Source organism: Flavobacterium aurantiibacter (genome assembly GCF_002251775.1).
Taxonomy (GTDB): domain Bacteria; phylum Bacteroidota; class Bacteroidia; order Flavobacteriales; family Flavobacteriaceae; genus Flavobacterium; species Flavobacterium aurantiibacter.
Map to the genome: position 1 here is coordinate 1 of NZ_NOXX01000203.1, position 18,877 is coordinate 18,877.

Consider the following 18,877-nt stretch of genomic DNA (forward strand, 5'->3'; position numbering starts at 1 on the left):
AACAACTGCAGATTGACCAGTGATTGTAGCTGTACAAGGCGGGGTGGCAGGCGAACTAACAGAAACTAACTCAACCGTAGTCGTACTCGTTAAATTAGTCAAGTTTATAGTCCCTACCCCTGTGGATGTATCCAAAATGATCGAAGCAGCTGTATTTCCTGAGGCATTTACAACAGTGTAATTAACTGTTGAGCCAGGTGTTCCCGACACTTCTAATTGCGCATTACCCGTCGGACAAACAGCAACGGAGGTTGTAACAAAGACTGCGGTTGGCAAACCAACGGTAATTGTTATCGACTGCGCTGGAACAAAAGTTTGAGAACAAATTGGTGAACTAGATGTAGATACTGACACGAGTTCAACAGTTGTATCTGCTGTAATATTATTTACTGTTATAGTAGCAGTACCTGTTCCCGAGGCATCGGTGCTTAATGTGGCAGTTTGCGTAACTCCACCATTAATCTGATAACTAACTACGGCGCCTGAAGTTCCAGAGAATTGTACTTGTGGTGATGATCCTGTACAAGTTCCAAAAGAAGTTGTTAGAATAGAAGCTGTTGCGGCCGGTAGAACGGTAATTGTGATAGTCTCCGGATCACAAGCTATACTCTGTACAGTAGAATTTGCAGTGAACACGTAATCACCTGGAACGGTTATATTCGAAATGGTAACTTGCCGTGTGTTGGCGGTAAATCCATTTGGTCCCGACCAAGAATAAGTTGCGGTTGGTCCTAGATCTTCCATTGATAGATTTATGGGGTCGCCACTACATACTGCAAAATCTGCTCCAGGGTTTGACACACAACATGCGTCAAGAATAAATTCGGTAGGAGGTGTTGTGTACGGCGGACAGTCAGCAACTGTAACAGTATACGTAATCTGATAAGTTCCGGCGACATTACTTGGATCCGTGACATTAACAGCGCCCGTAAAAGGATCAACAGCTAATCCAGTACTAGGCGTTACGGAATAAATCCCACCAACCAATAAGTCTGGCGACAAAGTAGGTAAGACTGCAGAGCCTCCCGCTGCACAAAACGTATTCTGATTTGGTCCGGTACCACCCGTGTAAGCTATTGTTCCTTGAGCCGAGAAATTATCAAGAACAAACGGCAAGTAGTTGTAACACCCATTAGTTGAACTAAAATCGGTAACTGATACCCATAGTTCTTTAGGCAAATCAGATACTTGTACGGCGTAACTGGATAATTGATTAAAAGGAATTGGACTCGCAAAATCCTTTGCATCCTGAAGACTTTCAAAAAAATTAACTTCTAAATTTGGATCGCCGCCTGAAATTTCTGCAATTTGATCGATATCAAATGTCACTGTGTTTCCTGTAACTAAATCACAATTGAAAACATTTTCTGGAGTACTAGCGACATTAACTGGAGGTTCAACTATTACAGTGTAAGAATCTGTAGCAGTAATAACTGTATTATCTTGCCGCGTTGTTGTTATGGTTACGGTATATGTAGTATTTTGGGTCGGACAAACTACAATGTTGTCCGTAGTACCTAAGTTTGTTCCAAACTGATCTGTCCATTGAACAGTTACTAAATCTTCTGTAGTAACTGTTGAGGTTGGATAGAGCCGAACTGCTTGGTTACTCACGTTCCAATCGCCAGTTTGATAAGAAATCGAAGCAGCAGTACCTGTGGCATTTTGAACACCTACGATACCATTACCTCCATTCCATCCGCAATCACCCACACGATTTTTAATTATAACATCAACAATATTGGTAGTCTCATACAAAACAATTTGAGATGTCATTAAACCTAAAGTAGCATTGCAATCATATAAGGGTAACTCGTTAAAATTAGCCACAAAAACACGATTAGGAGCCGTTCCTTGAACATAATAATTAACATTCTGTACAGCTGGATTGGTAACTGGTGGCGAAGCAATATTGGTATCTTGATAAACACCGTAAATCGCGTTTAATATCGGGAAAGTTGGATTTCCCGTTGGAGGCACCGTTTGATTAAAAGCCCACGGACAAAATTGCCCCGCAAGAGCAGTGTTAAAACTAATAACTCCATTGGAGCCAACTACGAGTTGGTTGTAATTAACACCGTAAAAGTTAAAATTGAACGGTAATGTAAATACCGGGGAAAATATATCGTCTTGATTTGCCTGTAAAACCGTCCCTCCAGTAAAAGAATTAACTTGCTGGAAGGGAATTGGTTGAGAAACATAAGTTGTTGTTGGAGCTATAGCGTAGTAAGTGGCAGTTAAATTAGTGCACTCTCCTGGCTGGCAAATGGGGGTCATATTTCTTATTTCTACCTCAATTTGCGGACCACCTAAACAACGAGTTGCAGAAGCTGACAAAACGTTGACTGTAGCAGAACCTGTTAATGCTGATGCGCAAGGTCCAAAAGAAATATTCTGCAAAGTAAAAGTAGTGGTCGCAAATATAATCGGACTTAAAGAGCCGTTTCCTTGAGCATCAAGTGTTACAGAAATCGGTGTAGTTGAGCTCGATGAACCTAAGGTAATTGTTGCGCCCGCTGGACCACTTAACAAAACGTCGTAAGACTCGCCAGGACAAATGGAACCCGGTGGAGGTGTAATAGTAACACTATTGGTCGCAAGCACTCGAACTGACGCTGTTTCGTTTAAATCTCTAGTGCAACTACCATCGCTAACACTAACTAATGTGAAACTAGTATTTGCTGAGAAATTCTGAGTAATTTGCCCCTGTCCTGCTCCATTTAATGTGAGGGTTACCGGCACTGTTGGAGCCGTGGAAACGGTGTAGGTAACCGTCGCATTGGGTGTACCTTCAATAACAATGGTACCCGCTCCGTTAGGACACACGAAAATTTCATCGTTTGCAAATTCAGCGTTAATAGGAGAAACTTGTATAGTAGTTTGACTAACAACTGCAACTTCACATCCCGATAATTCAACTGTATTGATGCTATAAGTTGTGGTTACCTCATCCGTTCTTACGGCAGTGGCTAAACCTTGGTTATTAAGAACAACACTAAAGTTGTTCACTCCATTTGTATAAGACACTGTAGCACCAGGCGTTCCAGTAAACGTTAAAACTTGAGGACTATCCGGACAACTTACCGTACTCGGACCACCAATAACAACCGTTGGAGGCGAAACAACATTAATGCTCGAAGACTGACCTACTTGCGAAGTTGTTGAACTACTTGTTACCGAGACCAAGTTAACAATAGCAACCCCTGCGTTAACTGCTGGTACTGATACTATAACAGAACTGTTGCTTGCTGACGATGAAACTGTCTGAGGAGCACCTCCATTGATCGTGTAGGTGAATGTGTAAGGTGCGACCCCATTAACTCCCGTAAAAGTAACTTCCGCCGGAACTGGACCTTGGCAAACACCTTGATTCGGAGAAATCGTGGCCGTCAACAGTGCTCGAACCGAGAAGTCATCTACTGCAAAATCATTTCCAACAAAAGCAGTATTTTCATTGTACAATTCAATATAAACGCAAGCATTTGTAGGCTTAAATCTATATGTAAACTTTTGCCAACCATCTGCTGGCAATGGAACTAGGGTCGACGCAGGTGAAACAAATTGTACATTGGTAGCGTTATTCCATTGTATTCGAATATCCGCACGCCCCGAATTATCTACTATATTGTTGCCAACTGACTTCGCCCAAAAGCTAAACTCGTATACAAGATTGGTATTCAAAGCACAAACTCCATTGCCATTGGTTCCAGCTCTCCAAAATTTTTGAGCTCCTCCAGTTGCGTTCCCATCGATAACCATCATCAAACCTGTGCCTGTTGTATGATCGCCACCCGATAAGAAAAAGTTGGTATTTAAAACATTCGGATTTGCTACAAACGCATAGTCACCTGAAGCAGTAGTACCAGAATACGGCGGACTTAAAAAATTATAACCAGCACCATTAACATTGAAACCGGTATTGTTTGTCCCTGCCTCGAAATCGCCATTTGTCAACAAATTTTGTGCGTTTGACATTTTCGCAACAAGTAACAGAGAAACCACTAGACGTAGCGTGAATTTCATTTCAAAATCAATTTTAAGGAGCGAAAAGTACAAAATTTACTGAGATTTTCCATTTTTTTAACATCATAACTTTTGGGATTTATTTAAGAATCGTCAAAATACAAATCCGCGAAATCCCTTATCTTTGCAACGCTTTTACTTTGAACCCTCCTAACCTTTCAAAGAAAGCCAGATACAACAATGATTGACGAAATAGGCGAGAATCACATCGCAACAAGTGCACAAAATCCGGTTCGAATAGACGCTTTTGAAATATCGGATGAAGAAAAAATTGAATCAATTAAGAAAGATGTTGCGAATATCCTCCACACTTTAGGAATGGATTTAACCGACGACAGCATTAAAGGTACTCCAAACCGAGTAGCCAAAATGTTTGTAAAAGAACTCTTCGGCGGTTTAAACCCAGACAAACGTCCGAGCGCTTCAACTTTCGAAAACAACTACAAGTACGGCGAAATGCTCGTAGAAAAAAACATTACCGTTTATTCTACTTGCGAACACCATTTGCTTCCAATCATTGGTCGCGCACACGTTGCCTACATATCTAACGGCCGCGTAATTGGTTTGTCGAAAATGAACCGCATCGTCGATTTCTACGCAAAACGCCCACAAGTACAAGAACGCCTTACCATGCAAATCGTACAAGAACTTCAACTCGCACTCGGTACCGACGACGTGGCCTGCGTAATCGATGCTAAACACCTTTGCGTAAATTCTCGAGGTATTCGCGATATCGAATCCAGTACCGTAACCTCAGAATTCGGCGGACGTTTCAAAGAAGAGGCCATGAGAAAAGAATTTCTCAACTACATCTCTTTAGAAACCAAGTTTTAATTGAAAAAAATACCCGATAAACCTGTCCAAATAACTATTTTTGGACAGGTTTTTTTATTTATGTGCCATGACGAGAATTCATCATCTTAAAATCTACAACTCACTTACCGGTCAAAAGGAAGTATTCGAACCCATTCACGAAAATCACGTCGGCATGTACGTCTGCGGACCAACCGTCTACAGCAACGTCCACCTAGGAAACGTGCGCACATTCATGTCGTTCGATGTCATCTTCCGCTACCTTAAATTCCTCGGATATAAAGTACGTTACGTCCGAAATATTACCGATGTCGGACACATTGTCGATGATGTCGACGACGGCGAAGATAAAATCGCTAAACGCGCCCGACTCGAACAACTCGAACCCATGGAAATCGTACAGAAATATACGGTCGACTTCCACACCATTCTCTCCAAATTCAATTTCTTGCCGCCAAGTATCGAACCTACGGCAACCGGACATATCATTGAACAAATTCAAATTGTTCAAGAAATTCTCGACAACGGCCTCGCATATGTAAGCAACGGTTCCGTGTATTTCGATGTTTTAAAATACAATGAATCAAAACCTTACGGAATTCTCAGCGGAAGAAATCTAGAAGACATGATCTCAAATTCGCGAGATCTCGACGGGCAAGACGACAAAAAAAATGCCGTTGATTTTGCTTTGTGGAAAAAAGCCGAACCCGAACACATCATGCGTTGGCCATCACCTTGGGGCGACGGGTTTCCAGGCTGGCACCTCGAATGTACCGCAATGAGCACCAAATATCTCGGAACGCAATTCGACATTCACGGCGGTGGAATGGATTTAAAATTCCCACACCACGAATGCGAAATCGCCCAAAACGAAGCGGCTAAAAATCACGCTCCCGTAAAATATTGGATGCACGCCAACCTCCTTACGCTCAACGGTAAGAAAATGGCAAAATCTACCGGAAACAGTATACTTCCAGGCGAAATCCTGAGCGGCGACAACAACATTCTCAGCAAAGCTTTTTCTGCGGCGGTTGTTCGATTTTTCATGCTCCAAGCACATTACCGCAGCATACTCGATTTTTCAGACGAAGCGATACTAGCAGCCGAAAAAGGCTTTAACCGCCTAGTCGAAGCAGTTGCCACTTTAGACAAAATCGAAGCCGCTAACGTTAGTACTTTCGACGTTAAATCGTGGATCAAACAAGGCTTACAAGCCATGGACGACGATTTCAATACACCTATTCTGATCGCTAATTTGTTCGAAGCCGTAAAAGTCATTAACAGCTTGGCCGAACAAAAAACAACGCTTACCGCTGCCGACCTCCACGAGTTTAAAACCTACATTCACGCTTTTATCGAAGATATTTTAGGTATCGAACTCGAATCAAAATCTGCGGCCAAAGACGAACTGATTCCACAGTTAATCGATTTACTTATCGCACAACGCAATCAAGCACGAGCCGATAAAAACTGGAAACTTTCCGACGAGCTGCGCGACAATTTGTTGCAACTCGGTATCGAACTCAAAGACGGAAAAGACGGAACTACTTATAAATATTAGTGAAACTGCTGGTTCAAATACTAATCCTGCCGGTTCGCATCTATCAAGTGCTCATTTCGCCTTGGTTTCCCGCGTCCTGCCGCTTTGAACCTAGCTGCTCACATTACATGATTCAATCGCTAAAAATTCACGGACCGTTTCGCGGCCTTTTCCTCGGACTCAAGCGCATCAGCTCTTGCCATCCCTGGGGAAAATCGGGCTACGATCCGGTTCCACCACCAAAATAAAAAATATGACCACACTCGGAATTACCTGGAATCCGTCCGAAGGAATCGACCTCGGATTTTTTATGATTCGTTACTACAGCCTGATGTTTGTAGTTGCCTTCTCTCTCGGATATTACCTCACTAAAAAAATCTTTATCCGCGAAGGCGAAAGCATCGAAAACCTCGATTCGCTGTTTGTTTGGACTGCCATTGCTACGCTCGTGGGCGCACGTCTCGGACATGTGTTTTTTTACGACTGGGACGTGTACAAACACAAGCCGCTCGAAATTTTTCTACCTTTCCGTTTCGATCCGTTTGAATTTACGGGATTCAGCGGTCTGGCCAGTCACGGCGCGGCAATCGCCATCGTTATTGCCATGTTTTTCTACAGTAAAAAAGTTATCAAACGACCCGTTTTGTGGATCCTCGATCGCATCGTAGTTGCCGTAGCTTCCGGAGCCATTTTCGTTCGTCTCGGAAATTTCTTTAACAGCGAAATCTACGGACACCCAACTTCTGGCAGCAACTTTTACGCGATTCGTTTTGTAAAAGACGACGAATTTTGGTCCGATAAAAATCCGCTCGAACTCACGCAGAAAAGTTCTGTAAAAGAAGCTTTTAACGCTGTAGCAACCGACCCGAAATTCCAACCCATTCTCGATCAAATTCCTTTTCGCCACCCGTCGCAACTCTACGAAGCGTTTGGTTACATCTTTGTTTTCCTCACACTTTATTATGCTTACTGGAAAACCGACGCCCGCAATAAACCCGGTTTGTTGCTCGGTATCTTCCTCGTTTTCTTGTTCACGGTGCGTTTTATCGTCGAATTTGTGAAAGAAAGTCAGGGCGGTTTCGAAGGCGAAAATCCGATTCTTTCCACCGGTCAGTGGCTTAGTATTCCCTGCGTTATCATCGGTTTAATATTGATTTTCACCGCCAATAATCGCAAAACGCAAAACAGCTAAGATTTTATTTTTTGGGCAAGCCCTGCCGCTGTTTAGTGGAAGTACTTACCGCGGCAGGTCGCGCTTTTGCTGCAATTCTCAACAAAAAAAGCCGTTCCGGTAGTGGCTGCGTCGGCTCATAAAATCGCCACCGCACCCAAACCGTCACAGGCTTTTATTAGTTGTTCTTTTCCGCGCCAATCGCTCTTGCGGAAAATCGTTACCGGAAATCACATATTTAAAACAATTCGAGAATTTGATACGATACGCCATTTACAGAAAAAGTATCGCCGGCTTGCTTTCCTAAAACCGCTTCGCCAATAGGCGTTTCTGGCGAAATACCAATTATTTGATGTCCTTGTACTTCCGTCTTTGGCAACGAAACACCGATAAAAATCTTAAACGAATTTAGGAACACCAGACTTCCCAAACCTACACGTTGGTGCACCGCTGTGGCGTCTATGGCTTTCAAACGCAAATACTGCTGCTGCAACAAAGCAAGTTGTTTGTTGATGCGTTCTTGCTCCAATTGCGCCATCGATACTGCGGTTTCGTGCTTATCGCCTGCACTGCTTTTTGCATCTGTTTGCTCGCCTGCTGCTAGCGCTTCAATCATGTCCGAAAACGCGTCCATCTTATCTTGCAACAACTGCAAGTGATAATCCTGATACTGCTTTTTAATCGACATTCGAATTAAAAATCGAACTTGTACGTGGCACCTAACAACACCTGAAAGCCCGTAACCGGATGGTTTAACCAACGCTGGTAACTCTGATTGGCAATGTTGTTCAATCGCAAAAAGGCACCTAATTGTTTGTTGTGGTCGTATTTCAAATAGGCATTCACATCAAAAAACGAGTCGAGCGTTTTCTTCTCATCGCCTATGCTAATAAACTCCGGATCGGCTTGAATGTCGGTACGTTCTCCAACAAAAAACACCTTACTTCCACCCGACCATTTCGACGAGAATTTAAAATCGATCGTTCCGGCCAACTGAATTTCCGGTAAATTATATGCTTCGTCGAGTGTATCGGTATTGTACGTTGCAAAAGTTCCGTTGATACCAAAACGAATCGCTTCCGATAAATCGGCGTTCAATTCACCATAAAACGACAAGGTTTTCAACTTATCATACGCAACCGAAAACGAATTTCCGTACAAATACGGTTCGTTTCCTTGCATGACATCATACGAATTGGCTACAAAAAACGGCCGATTATCCTCAACACTGTACGATCCGCGAACGTTAAAACTTACCGTACTAGCTAACTTTCCTTTCAAACCTCCGTAAAAATTAAGCGGATTTTCTGTGGGTCGCAAACTTAAAGTCGGTGATAAAAACGGATTCAAATTCACTAAATCTCGGTACGAATTCTGACGCAATTCGCCTTCTGCACCTGCGTAAGCAATCATCAAATCGCCAACAATTCGGTAACTCGCACGGATTTTCGGAAACAAGAAAAAACGCGATTTCGTTTCCAAATCTAAACCCGACAATCTGTTTTTCGATTCAGCTAAATACGTAATTCCAACACCTAAATCCACATTAAAATCGTCTTTCGCAAACTTAATCGAAGGCGAAGCGTTTAAAATTACATTTGCATTTTCATTGCTTCCCGGAGCAACCGTAACTGGAAATTCCGACGGAAAAGCATTTTCAAACGTAGCCGACAAATAATCTACTTTAAAAGCGGTATTTAATTGAACGCCTGCTACATCGAAGCTCAACTCCGGTTTGAAAACAAAGCGGTTCTCGGCACTGCCAAAAGCATCCCAAAATCGGGTAAAACGGGCGTCGCCTCGGTTAAAAATACCCGACGTAGTCTTTAAATTTCCACCCAATTCAAACTCATTGTACGTTTGCAACGGATCGATACTACTGATCAATGTTTCACGTTGGGTTTCCGTTAAACTCGTTCCGAAAAAATCGGGTAAACCATACCAATTGTATCGTTGGTTTCTAAATCCAAGGTCGACTTTATAATCAAACGTTTCGGCGGTATTTCCGTATAAAACGCCAAAACGGGTATCCATAAATTTACTGTCGAGTTCCGTATCTTTAATATCGGCATTCTGCGAAACATGCGATAAATTCCCCGAAACAAAACCCGTTTCGCCAACGTTTTCGGTAATATACAATTCGCCGTTTACAGCCGCGTAATTTCCAAATCCTAAGGCTGCGTAATTCTTATAGGTTTTTTCGGCTTGTTCGGCTTCCACACCTGCGGCTTTTCCTTTCGCCGGTGCGAATGTTGAAGCTACCGGAAACGAAAATATACTGTACGTAATCGTTTCTTTAGCACGCGTTTCCTCGTCGTCGATCACCGGAACTTCTTTCACTTTAAATGCATCAGAAAGTGTCGGCGTGTACGGTTTTACCACGTTCACCACTTCGGTTCCTAAATCTTTATCGTCTTTTTGTGCCGAAACTGCAGTGGTAAATCCAGCGAATACGGCTATATATATCAATTGTTTTTGCATGGGTCTTATTCTTTAACAGATGAATTTGTTTTTGCTTCTTCTGCCGTAATTTTCTCTAATTCTGCTTTTGCTTCAGCAGTTACATCTTCAAACTCTGTGAAATTCTTAACTACATTTTCAAGAATGTACGTAGCGTTAAAACTGTCTTTCAATCCGTAGAAGTTCTTCGCCATAACTACCAGTGCTTTCGCACCGTAATAGCGATAACCGCTGTAATCTTTGGTTAGCTTTTGAACCGCTTTGTTCGAATCTTCAAACTTGCCTTCTTTATTTTTGAAATACACATCGTAGTACAACGCTTCGGCTGCTAATTCGCCTTTGGCAATCGTTTGCAATTTGGCATAAGCCGCTTTGGCTTTTACCTCATCGCCACTTTGGAACGCGGCACGAGCAATAATAATTTGTGCATCGGCTTTTACTTTATCTTCAATTTTTGGATTTTGAAGTACCACTTCAGCAGCGCTAACTGCTTTCGGATATTCCTTCAAATTGTAATAGCTTTTCATCAAATTCGCTTGTGCAAAAGTTTTGTTCTGCGGATAATCGGCGGCGTCTTTCAACTTTTCCAAAACCGGAACTGCCTTTGCATACTGCTCGGCTTTCAAATACGTTTCCGATAATCGAACCAAAGCTTGTTCGGTAAACTCATTTTTAGGCTGATCGATCACGTATTCGTAATTCGGAATGGCATTTTGTTCCAATTTATCGGCGTAGTACAACTGACCCAAGTAAAAATTGGCTTTCAAAGCACTAATTCCGTTCGGGAATTTCGCCAAATAACCGGTAAAACCCGAAATGGCTTGTTTGTTGTTTCCTTGCAAATACTGCTTTTCCGCGGCAGCGTAAGTATCGTTATCCAATTCGGCATCGGTAACTTCCACAAAACTCAAGGTTTTTACCCAAGCTGCGTACTCATCAATTCTTCCTGAATCCAAATAAATAATTCGGGCTGTACTTACGGCTTCCAAAGCTTCCGAAGTACTCGGATAATCGGCGGCAACTTTTTTAAACTTCGCCAAAGCCAAATTATCTTTATCGGCATTGTAGTACACCAAGCCTTGTTTTAAAACGGCTTTGGCAGAGTAGGTTCCGTCTTTGTAATCGGCAAGCAATTTGTCGTATGTCGCTACAGCTTGTTCGGTTTTTTTCTCGGTTAGATACGTATTTCCAAGCTCGTACAAGGCATCGTCGCGGTATTGCGACTTCGGATATGTCGATACAAACTTGCTCAAGTCTTCGATTTTACGATCGTTTTTAGAAACAAATCCATAGCTAATGGCTTTTTGAAACGCTGCGTAATCGGCATCCACACCTTTTAAATCAATGGCTTTGTTGTACGCATCCATTGCCGGCCAGTATTTCGCAGATACAAATCGGCTATCGCCCAAACGCAAATACGCGTCGTTTAAACGAACTTTATCTGTGTTGCCTTTTGTAGTAAATTGCTCGAAATAGGTTCCGGCTTGTTCGTATTCTTTCAACTTAAAATAGGCGTATCCTAAGTTGTAATCCAAATTCTTGAACTCCGGCGTTTCTTTTGCCGCGGGAAGCGACTGAAATTCTCTAAAACTCAACAAACTCTCGTTGAAACGATCGAGTACATATTGCGTTTCTCCTTTCCAAAACGTTGCACGAGCGGTAAACTTGGCGTCGCGTGGTTCGTTAATCGACTTTTCAAACATAGATAACGCTTCCTGATAATCGCCATCGGTGTATAATTCCAAGCCGCGGTAAAAAGTAACTTTTTGGTAGGCTTGTTTGTTGGCAAAACTTTTGTTGCGTTCCAATAGTTCCAAAGCACCTTTGTAGTTTTTCGAGGTAATGAACGAGTTTATCAATAAGGTTTCGATTTCCGGCTTGTTCGGATTTGAGGGATACTTTTGCAAGAAACCGGCTAAAACATCCGGAATCGGCTGGTAGGAATTCCCAATCTCGTAACTCAATTTCGCATAATTTAGATACGCATCTTCCTGAATTTTCAAATCGAACTCCATTTCCGAAGCGTTCTTAAAAGCGTTCAAAGCCTGTTGCTTCTTGTCGGTTTTCAGATAGCTTTCTCCTAAATGGTAATAGGCATTCTGACTCACAAAATCGTTTCCATTGATGATTTTATTAAACTGACCAATCGCATTTTCGTAGTCTTTCTGCTGGTAGTACGCGTATCCCAACATGTAATAATCGGTATTCGACCATTTGCCTTTCTTGCCTTTGTACGCCGATAAATACGGAATTGCTTCTTGATATTTCTTCAAGTTAAAGTAGCTTTCGCCGATAATTTTATTTAATTCCGACTTCTCTCCGGCGGTCGATTTCGCCATAGCGCGGTTTCCTTCTTCAATAGCTTTTTCAAACTTTCCTTGCTTGAAATTCATATCGGCTTGGAAATACGACATTTTTTCTTTGTAACGTTCGTCGTCGCCAACTTGTTCGAACTGACGCGTTGCTTCTTTATAATCTTCCGATTCGTAGGCAATAAAACCTAAGTAATACTTGGCTTGCTTGCCGTAGGTTTTCGAATTCGCCACACGATTAAAGTACTTTTGCGCTTCTTTCTTATTCTTGGCAACAAAATAGCAATAGCCTTTTTGAAAGGAAAAACGCTCCGAATCGTCGGCGCTTAGCGTACCTTCATCAACTTTATCAAACCATTCCAAAGCTTGTTCGTAGTTGCCGGCATTGAAATAATAGTGCGCCACTTCAGTGTACGCCTCGTTGTGCTTGCTGCTGGTTGGAAACTCTTTCAAGAACTTCAGAATCTTGGCGTCGGCGCCGGGTTGCTGCAACTTTACGGCAGAAATCGCCGCGTAATAAGAACAGTCGGCTGCAAGATCCGATTGCCGGTCGGCGTCGGGAAGCGCTTGATAAATGTTGTCGAATAGAATCGACGCGCTTTGATACTGCCCGGCTTGATACAGTTGAATAGCCTTATCAAAATCGGCGCGATTGTGTGTGAAAATGGCTGTTTTTTGCGCTACTGCCGTCGAAAAAAGGAAGGCAAACAGCAGTGGAATGAAGGTGCGTATACGCATTGTGTAAACTTTGTTTTAGATGGTCAAATATATCAAATTGGCTATAGTGAGAACGAGCGTAAACGAGCATTTAGTATAATGATATCAACAATTGAACTAACAATTTAAGTCGGAAATATTATTTGAAAGACGCGGCTAAACTTCTTACTTTTACCCACAACTAAAGATAAAAACGAAATGGCTTCATCTGTTGTGCATTTGCAGAACGTCAGTATATTCCAAGACAAGCGTGCAGTTTTAACCGACGTGAATTTAGACGTCAAGCAAGGCGACTTCCTATACATCATTGGGAAAACGGGCTCGGGAAAATCGAGTTTAATGAAAACGCTCTATGCCGATTTGCCGTTAGAACAAGGTGAAGCGCAGATTGTTGATTTCAATTTGAAAGGTTTAAAAGAAGCGGACATTCCTTTTTTAAGACGAAAAATTGGTATCGTTTTTCAAGATTTCCAACTCCTACCCGACCGAAATGTGTACGAAAACATGCACTTTGTGTTGCGTGCCACAGGTTGGAAAAACGCGAGCGATATGGATGCGAAGATCGATGAAGTACTGTCGCGTGTTGATATGCAAGCTTTTGCAAAGAAAATGCCGCATCAATTATCGGGTGGCGAGCAGCAGCGTGTGGCTATTGCCCGTACTTTGTTGAACGATCCGGAACTGATTTTAGCCGACGAACCTACGGGAAATCTCGATCCGCAAACTTCTGTGGAAGTGTTGGAAGTATTGCGAAAGATCAATGCCAACGGGAAATCGGTTATAATGGCAACACACGATTACGCTTTGTTGTTGAAATTTCCGTCGAAAACGTTGAAATGCGAGAACGGAACCTTGTTTGAAGTGGTACAACGCGCCGTATAATGCAGGTTTTAAGTGTTTTAATTCCGGCGTATAACGAGGCCGCTACGGTAGAGACGATACTCACAAAAGTTGCCGAAGCTACCTTGTTTCCAGAAATTAGTTTGGAACTCATTATAGTAAACGACGCCAGTTCCGACGGTACCGAACAGCGTGTAGCCCACTGGATCAGTGCCAATCCGCAGGTTCGTGCCCGCTTGGTTAGTCATCCGAAAAATCGCGGTAAAGGCGCGGCCATTCGAACGGGAATTGAAACGGCAACGGGCGATTTCATCATTGTACAAGACGCCGATTTAGAGTACGATCCGAACGAGTTTACGTTATTGTTGAATCCGATTTTGCAAGGTCATGCCGATGTGGTTTACGGCTCCCGATTTATGGGCGGAAAACCGCACCGCGTTTTGTTTTTCTGGCATACCATTGGAAACAAATTTCTAACGTTTATTTCGAATATGTTTAGCAATTTGAACCTTACAGACATGGAAACTTGTTACAAGATGTTTCGTGCTGAAAAGTTGAAATCGGTTTCGTTGCAGGAAAACCGTTTTGGGTTTGAGCCTGAGGTAACGGCAAAAATTGCGCGCATTCCGGGCATTCGAATTTACGAAGTGGGCATTTCGTACTACGGCAGAACCTACGCCGAAGGCAAAAAAATCAACTGGAAAGACGGCTTCCGAGCCATTTGGTGTATTTTAAAATACGGAGCGTTTAAAGGTTGAGGGTGGATTTGCTTTCGATTAGCTAAGATTGCGAACAAGAAGGAGCACAATGTTTCGCGAAGTTTTTCACAACGAACACTAAGTCTTTTTTTTATGGCGGCATTTCGCGCTGTTCGTTGCAATAAAAGCTTGCAGCGGCAGTTTCGGCTATTTTTCGCCCAGCTTCCGTTGGTCGCTAGCTAAAAATGCCTCCACAAGCCTCTGCCACGCTTTTATTTTCACTGCCATCACGGCCGCGAAAATCGTTACCGGAAGGAATTGGTTTAAAACGGGTTGTTTTTTGTAAATATTTTGACAACTGGAGTTGTGGAAGAGTTAGAGGGGTTAGTGGCTGTCTTTCTCTCGATAAATGGTCATTAGTCGAGTTTGAATTGTCCTTGTGCGGTGGGACAGACACCCTCTTTGCCAAGTTTTGGTCTGTGCATTGGCTTGTGCGACTTGGCAAACCGCCTGCGGTTCACGAACACCATTAAAAATAAACAAGCCGTGAGTAATTGTGTGGCTGTGAAGCGTGGGCATTTCAGTCGGTTTAGTTGTTCTCAATTATTTTTATTTCTTCTTCTGTTAGGTCGTATAGCTTGTAAACTAATTGGTCAATTTGATTTTCCAGGTCTGTTGTGTCGGCTGCATTATCTTTAGATTTTTTAGTCAAGATTTGGTCAACAAGAATTTCAATTTTCTCCTGTGTTTTAATGTCTGCCATTTTAATTGGTAACTGGTCTAAATGCATTGCTTTAACTTCAGCAAGTGCTTCTCCTTTTTCAGGATTTATTGTCCAATAGATAAAGTCAAACAATTTGGAATTGAGCAAAGCAAGAATGAACTTCAACTTATAATTTGGCTTATCGGAAAGCAGAATGTGTGTATTGTTTCTCATTACAAAGCCCTTTTCAATAATTGTTGCTATCAACTTATCACTTGTTTGGCGAACAATTATTTTTTCACCTTTCTCAAATATTTCAGCATCTCTCGGGGCTGCTAACCAAGGTCCGTAACTTATGTAATTGTCATTGTTCCATTTTAATGTGTATCTATGAAAATCACTGCCACCAATCAATGGAACAAAAGTGTCATCAACTTTAGTGCTTTTTGTAAATGGTTTTTCAGATAATGTAACTTTCGTCTGTTTTGGATTTCCCTTGCCAACTTCATAAGGCTTTACACCATTTTTAATTGACATAATATTTTTCAATTGTTCTGTACCAGCTCGTAGTTTCTGTATTAAATTGTATTGATTATCTGTAAGGTGCGAGTTAATCACATTCTGGGAAACGAGAGTTGCAACTGAAATTTGATTTGACTTTAATATTTTTTCAGCATTATTAATATTCAATGATATAGTTTCATTGATTCTTTTATCATAAAAAACTATGTCGCAATCTACCACAGCTTCGTCAAATACGGGCTTTAAAAAAGTGTCTATTTTATACAAACCGAATTTGCTCAAACTATCTTTTCTAAATTCAGATGCAATATTTATTAATCGCCAAGTATTCGGTATGATGTAACTCAAAATACTGTCAGAAGTTCCTAAACAAAGACCCAAAACTATAAAACTGATGTAGCTGTCTTGTAAAATCCCTGAATTACCTGTTGGATAATTACTCTTTAAGATATTTATTGTTGCATTATCAAGTTTAACACCATAAGGCGGGTTTCCAATCACCACATCAAAGCCCACAAAATCGCCATCATCATTCAGCACTTCAGGAAACTCAAACCGCCATTCAAAAGCGTTTTCAAAAATCTTGTTGGCTTTTATTTCTTCAATTTCGTTTTCAAGTTTTTTGGTTTCTTCGGTCAGTTGTTGCACTTTCTTGCTCCAAACGGCTGTTTCCTTTTTGCTCATTTCAAAAAGTTGCCCCTGATTGGTCATTTGATACAAGTCGCCTGAAAGTTTGCGTAGCTTCTTTACTTTCGGGTCATTCAGCGAAATTTCACTTCTGAAATCCGATTTTATGTCGGCAATCAGTCGTTCCATTTCTCTTTTCTGTTCCTTGCTTTCAGCGTTTCGGTAAGTGTCAACGGCTATTCGGTAGCTGTCAATTGTCCACTTACTTTTTTTCAAGGCTTGTTTCAGGTCGGCATCAATGGCAAAACGGCTTACTAAAGAGTTTCCGCATTTTATATTGATGTCAATATTGGGAAGCGTTTCTAATTCTGTTGCGTTCTTGTAATAAGAAGTTTTCAAAAGCTCAATCCATAAACGCAAACGGCAAATTTTCACGGAGTTGGAATTGATGTCCACACCGAAAAGACAGTTTTCAATAATGGTTTGCTTTTCGTGGAAAAGCGTTTCTTGTATTCGTTGACTTTCTTTGTTGCTTGGGTTGTATTCAAAAAGTTCACCTTCTTCGTCTGTTACAATCATTTCATCATTTACCACTTCCACCTGATATTCTTTCAGGCGTTTTCCGTCAAGGTCTTGCAGAATTTTCAAGTCGTTTTTAACGGCAATCATTTCATTGAGAGCCGAAACTAAAAAGTGTCCTGAACCAACGGCAGGGTCGCAAATTTTGATGCTGTTTACAATTTTGTTGGCTTCTTTTCGGTCTTCAATTTTGTCGTAAAGTTCTTCAAGCGTTGTGCAGTTCCATTTTTTAGCTTCGTTGAATTTCTGCACAACGGCTTTCCGAATGGTTTCACGGCACATATACATAGTGATGAAACCCGGAGTGAAAAACGAACCGTCTTTGTAACCGTTTATTTTCTCGAAAATCAATCCGAGAACCGAAGCGTTAATCAGCGTTTTGTTGTCTTCCTGAATTTCTTCTCCGCCTTCTGCTCCAAAGTCGTAAGCATCTAAAAACTCAAACAAATATTGAAGCGTGGAAATGTTGCCTGTCCGTTTTTTGCCTTGCTTATCTTTCAGCACGGTTTGCGAAAAAATCGGAATGGTTTTATCGTCTTTAAGGTTGCTGATAAACAAAGTAACCTGCTCAATGTCTGTTGGTTCGAAAAGCGAAGAATTGAGATAAGGAGTTTTTTCAAACGCCTTTTTTACATCTTCGTTTCGCTCGTCATACTTGCGTGCCAACACTTGAAAAAACAAGCTGTTCAGGTCGTCATAGTTCTTGATTTTGTCAAGGTTGAGAAACGAAAATGATTTGTCGCCTTTGTGATAGGTAATGAGTTGTGCTTCCAACAACTTCAAAAACAAAATGCGGTTTATCCAAGTAATCGAAAGTTCAAGAGCAACATTAAAAAGTCGTTCCTGTTGTGTGTTGCCAAATTGATTTTGCTTTTCAAGTCGGCTCAGTTTATCTAAGCTGTCAAGCTGAATGATGGCATCTTCAAGAATTGTTCCTGTGTGTCGTTCACCTGCTTTGTTTCTCTCAATCAGTTTTTTGCTACCTTCTTTGGTTTCGGTCAAGCCGATAATGTGCAACAACTCGCTGTAAAAACGTTTGTCAAGGCTGTTGCTGTCGTTGGTGAACGGGAGTTTTAAAAGATGCTCAGGCGACAACAATTTGAATAACGCAATCAGCGAATTATCGTCTGCTTTGTCGGTATTGCGTAACGATTTTTGAAAGTCCTGAATGTTGAAGTAAGTAAATTCAATTTCAGAAGCGATGCTGTCAATAAATGGCTCGGCAATCTCTTTATAAAATACGTCTGTTGTTTTCTTGTTTGCTTCAAAGTTCTCGAACTGTCTTACAAACGATTTGTTTTGTGCAAAAAGTCTTTCAAATAAATGCTCGTCAAAAATGAACCATTCGTTGATGTTGGTCGCAACCAAATGTTTTACTTCAAGGTTTTTGTGTGTTATTCTTTCTCTTAAGTAATACAAAACCAATTCCTGAAATGCTTTTGCATTAAGTTTTTTGGTGGTAATCATCTCGGCTTTGTTGGTGGGCTTTTTTGCTTCGAGAATTACTCCAACCGTCGAGTTTGCATTTTGTCCGTTATGAATAACAAGGTCGTTTCGACCTTTGGTATTTATAAAATGGTTTTGTTTGTAATAAGTGTCCTTGAGAAAGTCGGAAATCAAGTTTTTATGAAACTCTTCGCTTTCCGTGTCATTTGTCCTGTCGAGTAAAGTAATGAGATTGGTCTTGAAACCTTCAATTTCCGTCCTGTTCGGTTTTACTTTTAAAAAGGCTTTGTTCAGTGCCTTTCTTGGTTTCAATTCTTTTAAATTGTTCACTATCTTCTTTATTTTTTTATTGGTGTTCATGAATCCGCAAGCGGATTTCATCTACAAATTATATTTTCTATTTCATTCGGTTAAGATAAGTTTTTC

General features: G+C 41.4%; 10 protein-coding genes and 1 pseudogene. 6 read left to right on the plus strand and 5 right to left on the minus strand.

The annotated features are described in order from the left end of the window. Positions 1 to 4,023: pseudogene (locus CHX27_RS09910) on the minus strand (hypothetical protein); the annotation flags it as partial. Positions 4,024 to 4,203: 180 nt separating this feature from the next. On the opposite strand from CHX27_RS09910, the gene folE reads away from it, so the two are divergent. The 4 genes from folE (at position 4,204) to lgt (ending at position 7,568) form a co-directional block, all read left to right on the plus strand. Beyond that, a complete protein-coding gene (gene folE / locus CHX27_RS09915) occupies positions 4,204 to 4,857 on the plus strand; it encodes a GTP cyclohydrolase I FolE (protein WP_094486621.1) in 654 nt (217 codons plus the stop codon). Between the two features lie 67 nt (positions 4,858 to 4,924). After that, complete coding sequence (gene cysS, locus CHX27_RS09920; RefSeq protein WP_094486622.1) at positions 4,925 to 6,397, plus strand: cysteine--tRNA ligase; 1,473 nt, start codon at positions 4,925 to 4,927, stop codon at positions 6,395 to 6,397. After that, positions 6,391 to 6,624, plus strand: coding sequence for a membrane protein insertion efficiency factor YidD (gene yidD, locus CHX27_RS09925; RefSeq protein WP_207758955.1), 234 nt, complete (start codon positions 6,391 to 6,393; stop codon positions 6,622 to 6,624). The genes cysS and yidD overlap by 7 nt, the downstream gene beginning before the upstream one ends. A 5-nt stretch (positions 6,625 to 6,629) precedes the next feature. Then, positions 6,630 to 7,568: a prolipoprotein diacylglyceryl transferase gene (gene lgt, locus CHX27_RS09930; protein ID WP_094486624.1), complete on the plus strand. Its 939-nt coding sequence runs from the start codon at positions 6,630 to 6,632 to the stop codon at positions 7,566 to 7,568. Positions 7,569 to 7,785: 217 nt separating this feature from the next. Here the strand turns inward: lgt and CHX27_RS09935 are convergent, their stop codons facing one another. Genes CHX27_RS09935 through CHX27_RS09945 form a run of 3 tightly spaced genes read right to left on the minus strand, consistent with a single transcriptional unit; the run spans position 7,786 to position 13,057 of the window. After that, positions 7,786 to 8,235: a hypothetical protein gene (locus CHX27_RS09935; RefSeq protein WP_094486625.1), complete on the minus strand. Its 450-nt coding sequence runs from the start codon at positions 8,233 to 8,235 to the stop codon at positions 7,786 to 7,788. 5 nt (positions 8,236 to 8,240) lie between these two features. Next, positions 8,241 to 10,028, minus strand: a complete 1,788-nt coding sequence (locus CHX27_RS09940; protein ID WP_094486626.1) for a TonB-dependent receptor — start codon at positions 10,026 to 10,028, stop codon at positions 8,241 to 8,243. Positions 10,029 to 10,033: 5 nt separating this feature from the next. Then, a complete protein-coding gene (locus tag CHX27_RS09945) occupies positions 10,034 to 13,057 on the minus strand; it encodes a tetratricopeptide repeat protein (protein ID WP_094486627.1) in 3,024 nt (1,007 codons plus the stop codon). A 177-nt stretch (positions 13,058 to 13,234) separates the two neighbouring features. On the opposite strand from CHX27_RS09945, the gene CHX27_RS09950 reads away from it, so the two are divergent. After that, the gene (locus CHX27_RS09950) at positions 13,235 to 13,918 is read left to right on the plus strand and encodes a cell division ATP-binding protein FtsE (RefSeq protein WP_094486628.1); all 684 of its coding nucleotides are present in this window, start codon (positions 13,235 to 13,237) and stop codon (positions 13,916 to 13,918) included. Next, positions 13,918 to 14,634, plus strand: a complete 717-nt coding sequence (locus CHX27_RS09955; protein WP_094486629.1) for a glycosyltransferase family 2 protein — start codon at positions 13,918 to 13,920, stop codon at positions 14,632 to 14,634. The genes CHX27_RS09950 and CHX27_RS09955 overlap by 1 nt, the downstream gene beginning before the upstream one ends. Before the next feature lie 529 nt (positions 14,635 to 15,163). On the opposite strand, the gene CHX27_RS09960 is transcribed toward CHX27_RS09955, so the two are convergent. After that, complete coding sequence (locus tag CHX27_RS09960) at positions 15,164 to 18,811, minus strand: DUF7149 domain-containing protein (RefSeq protein ID WP_207758954.1); 3,648 nt, start codon at positions 18,809 to 18,811, stop codon at positions 15,164 to 15,166. Between the last annotated feature and the right edge of the window lie 66 nt (positions 18,812 to 18,877).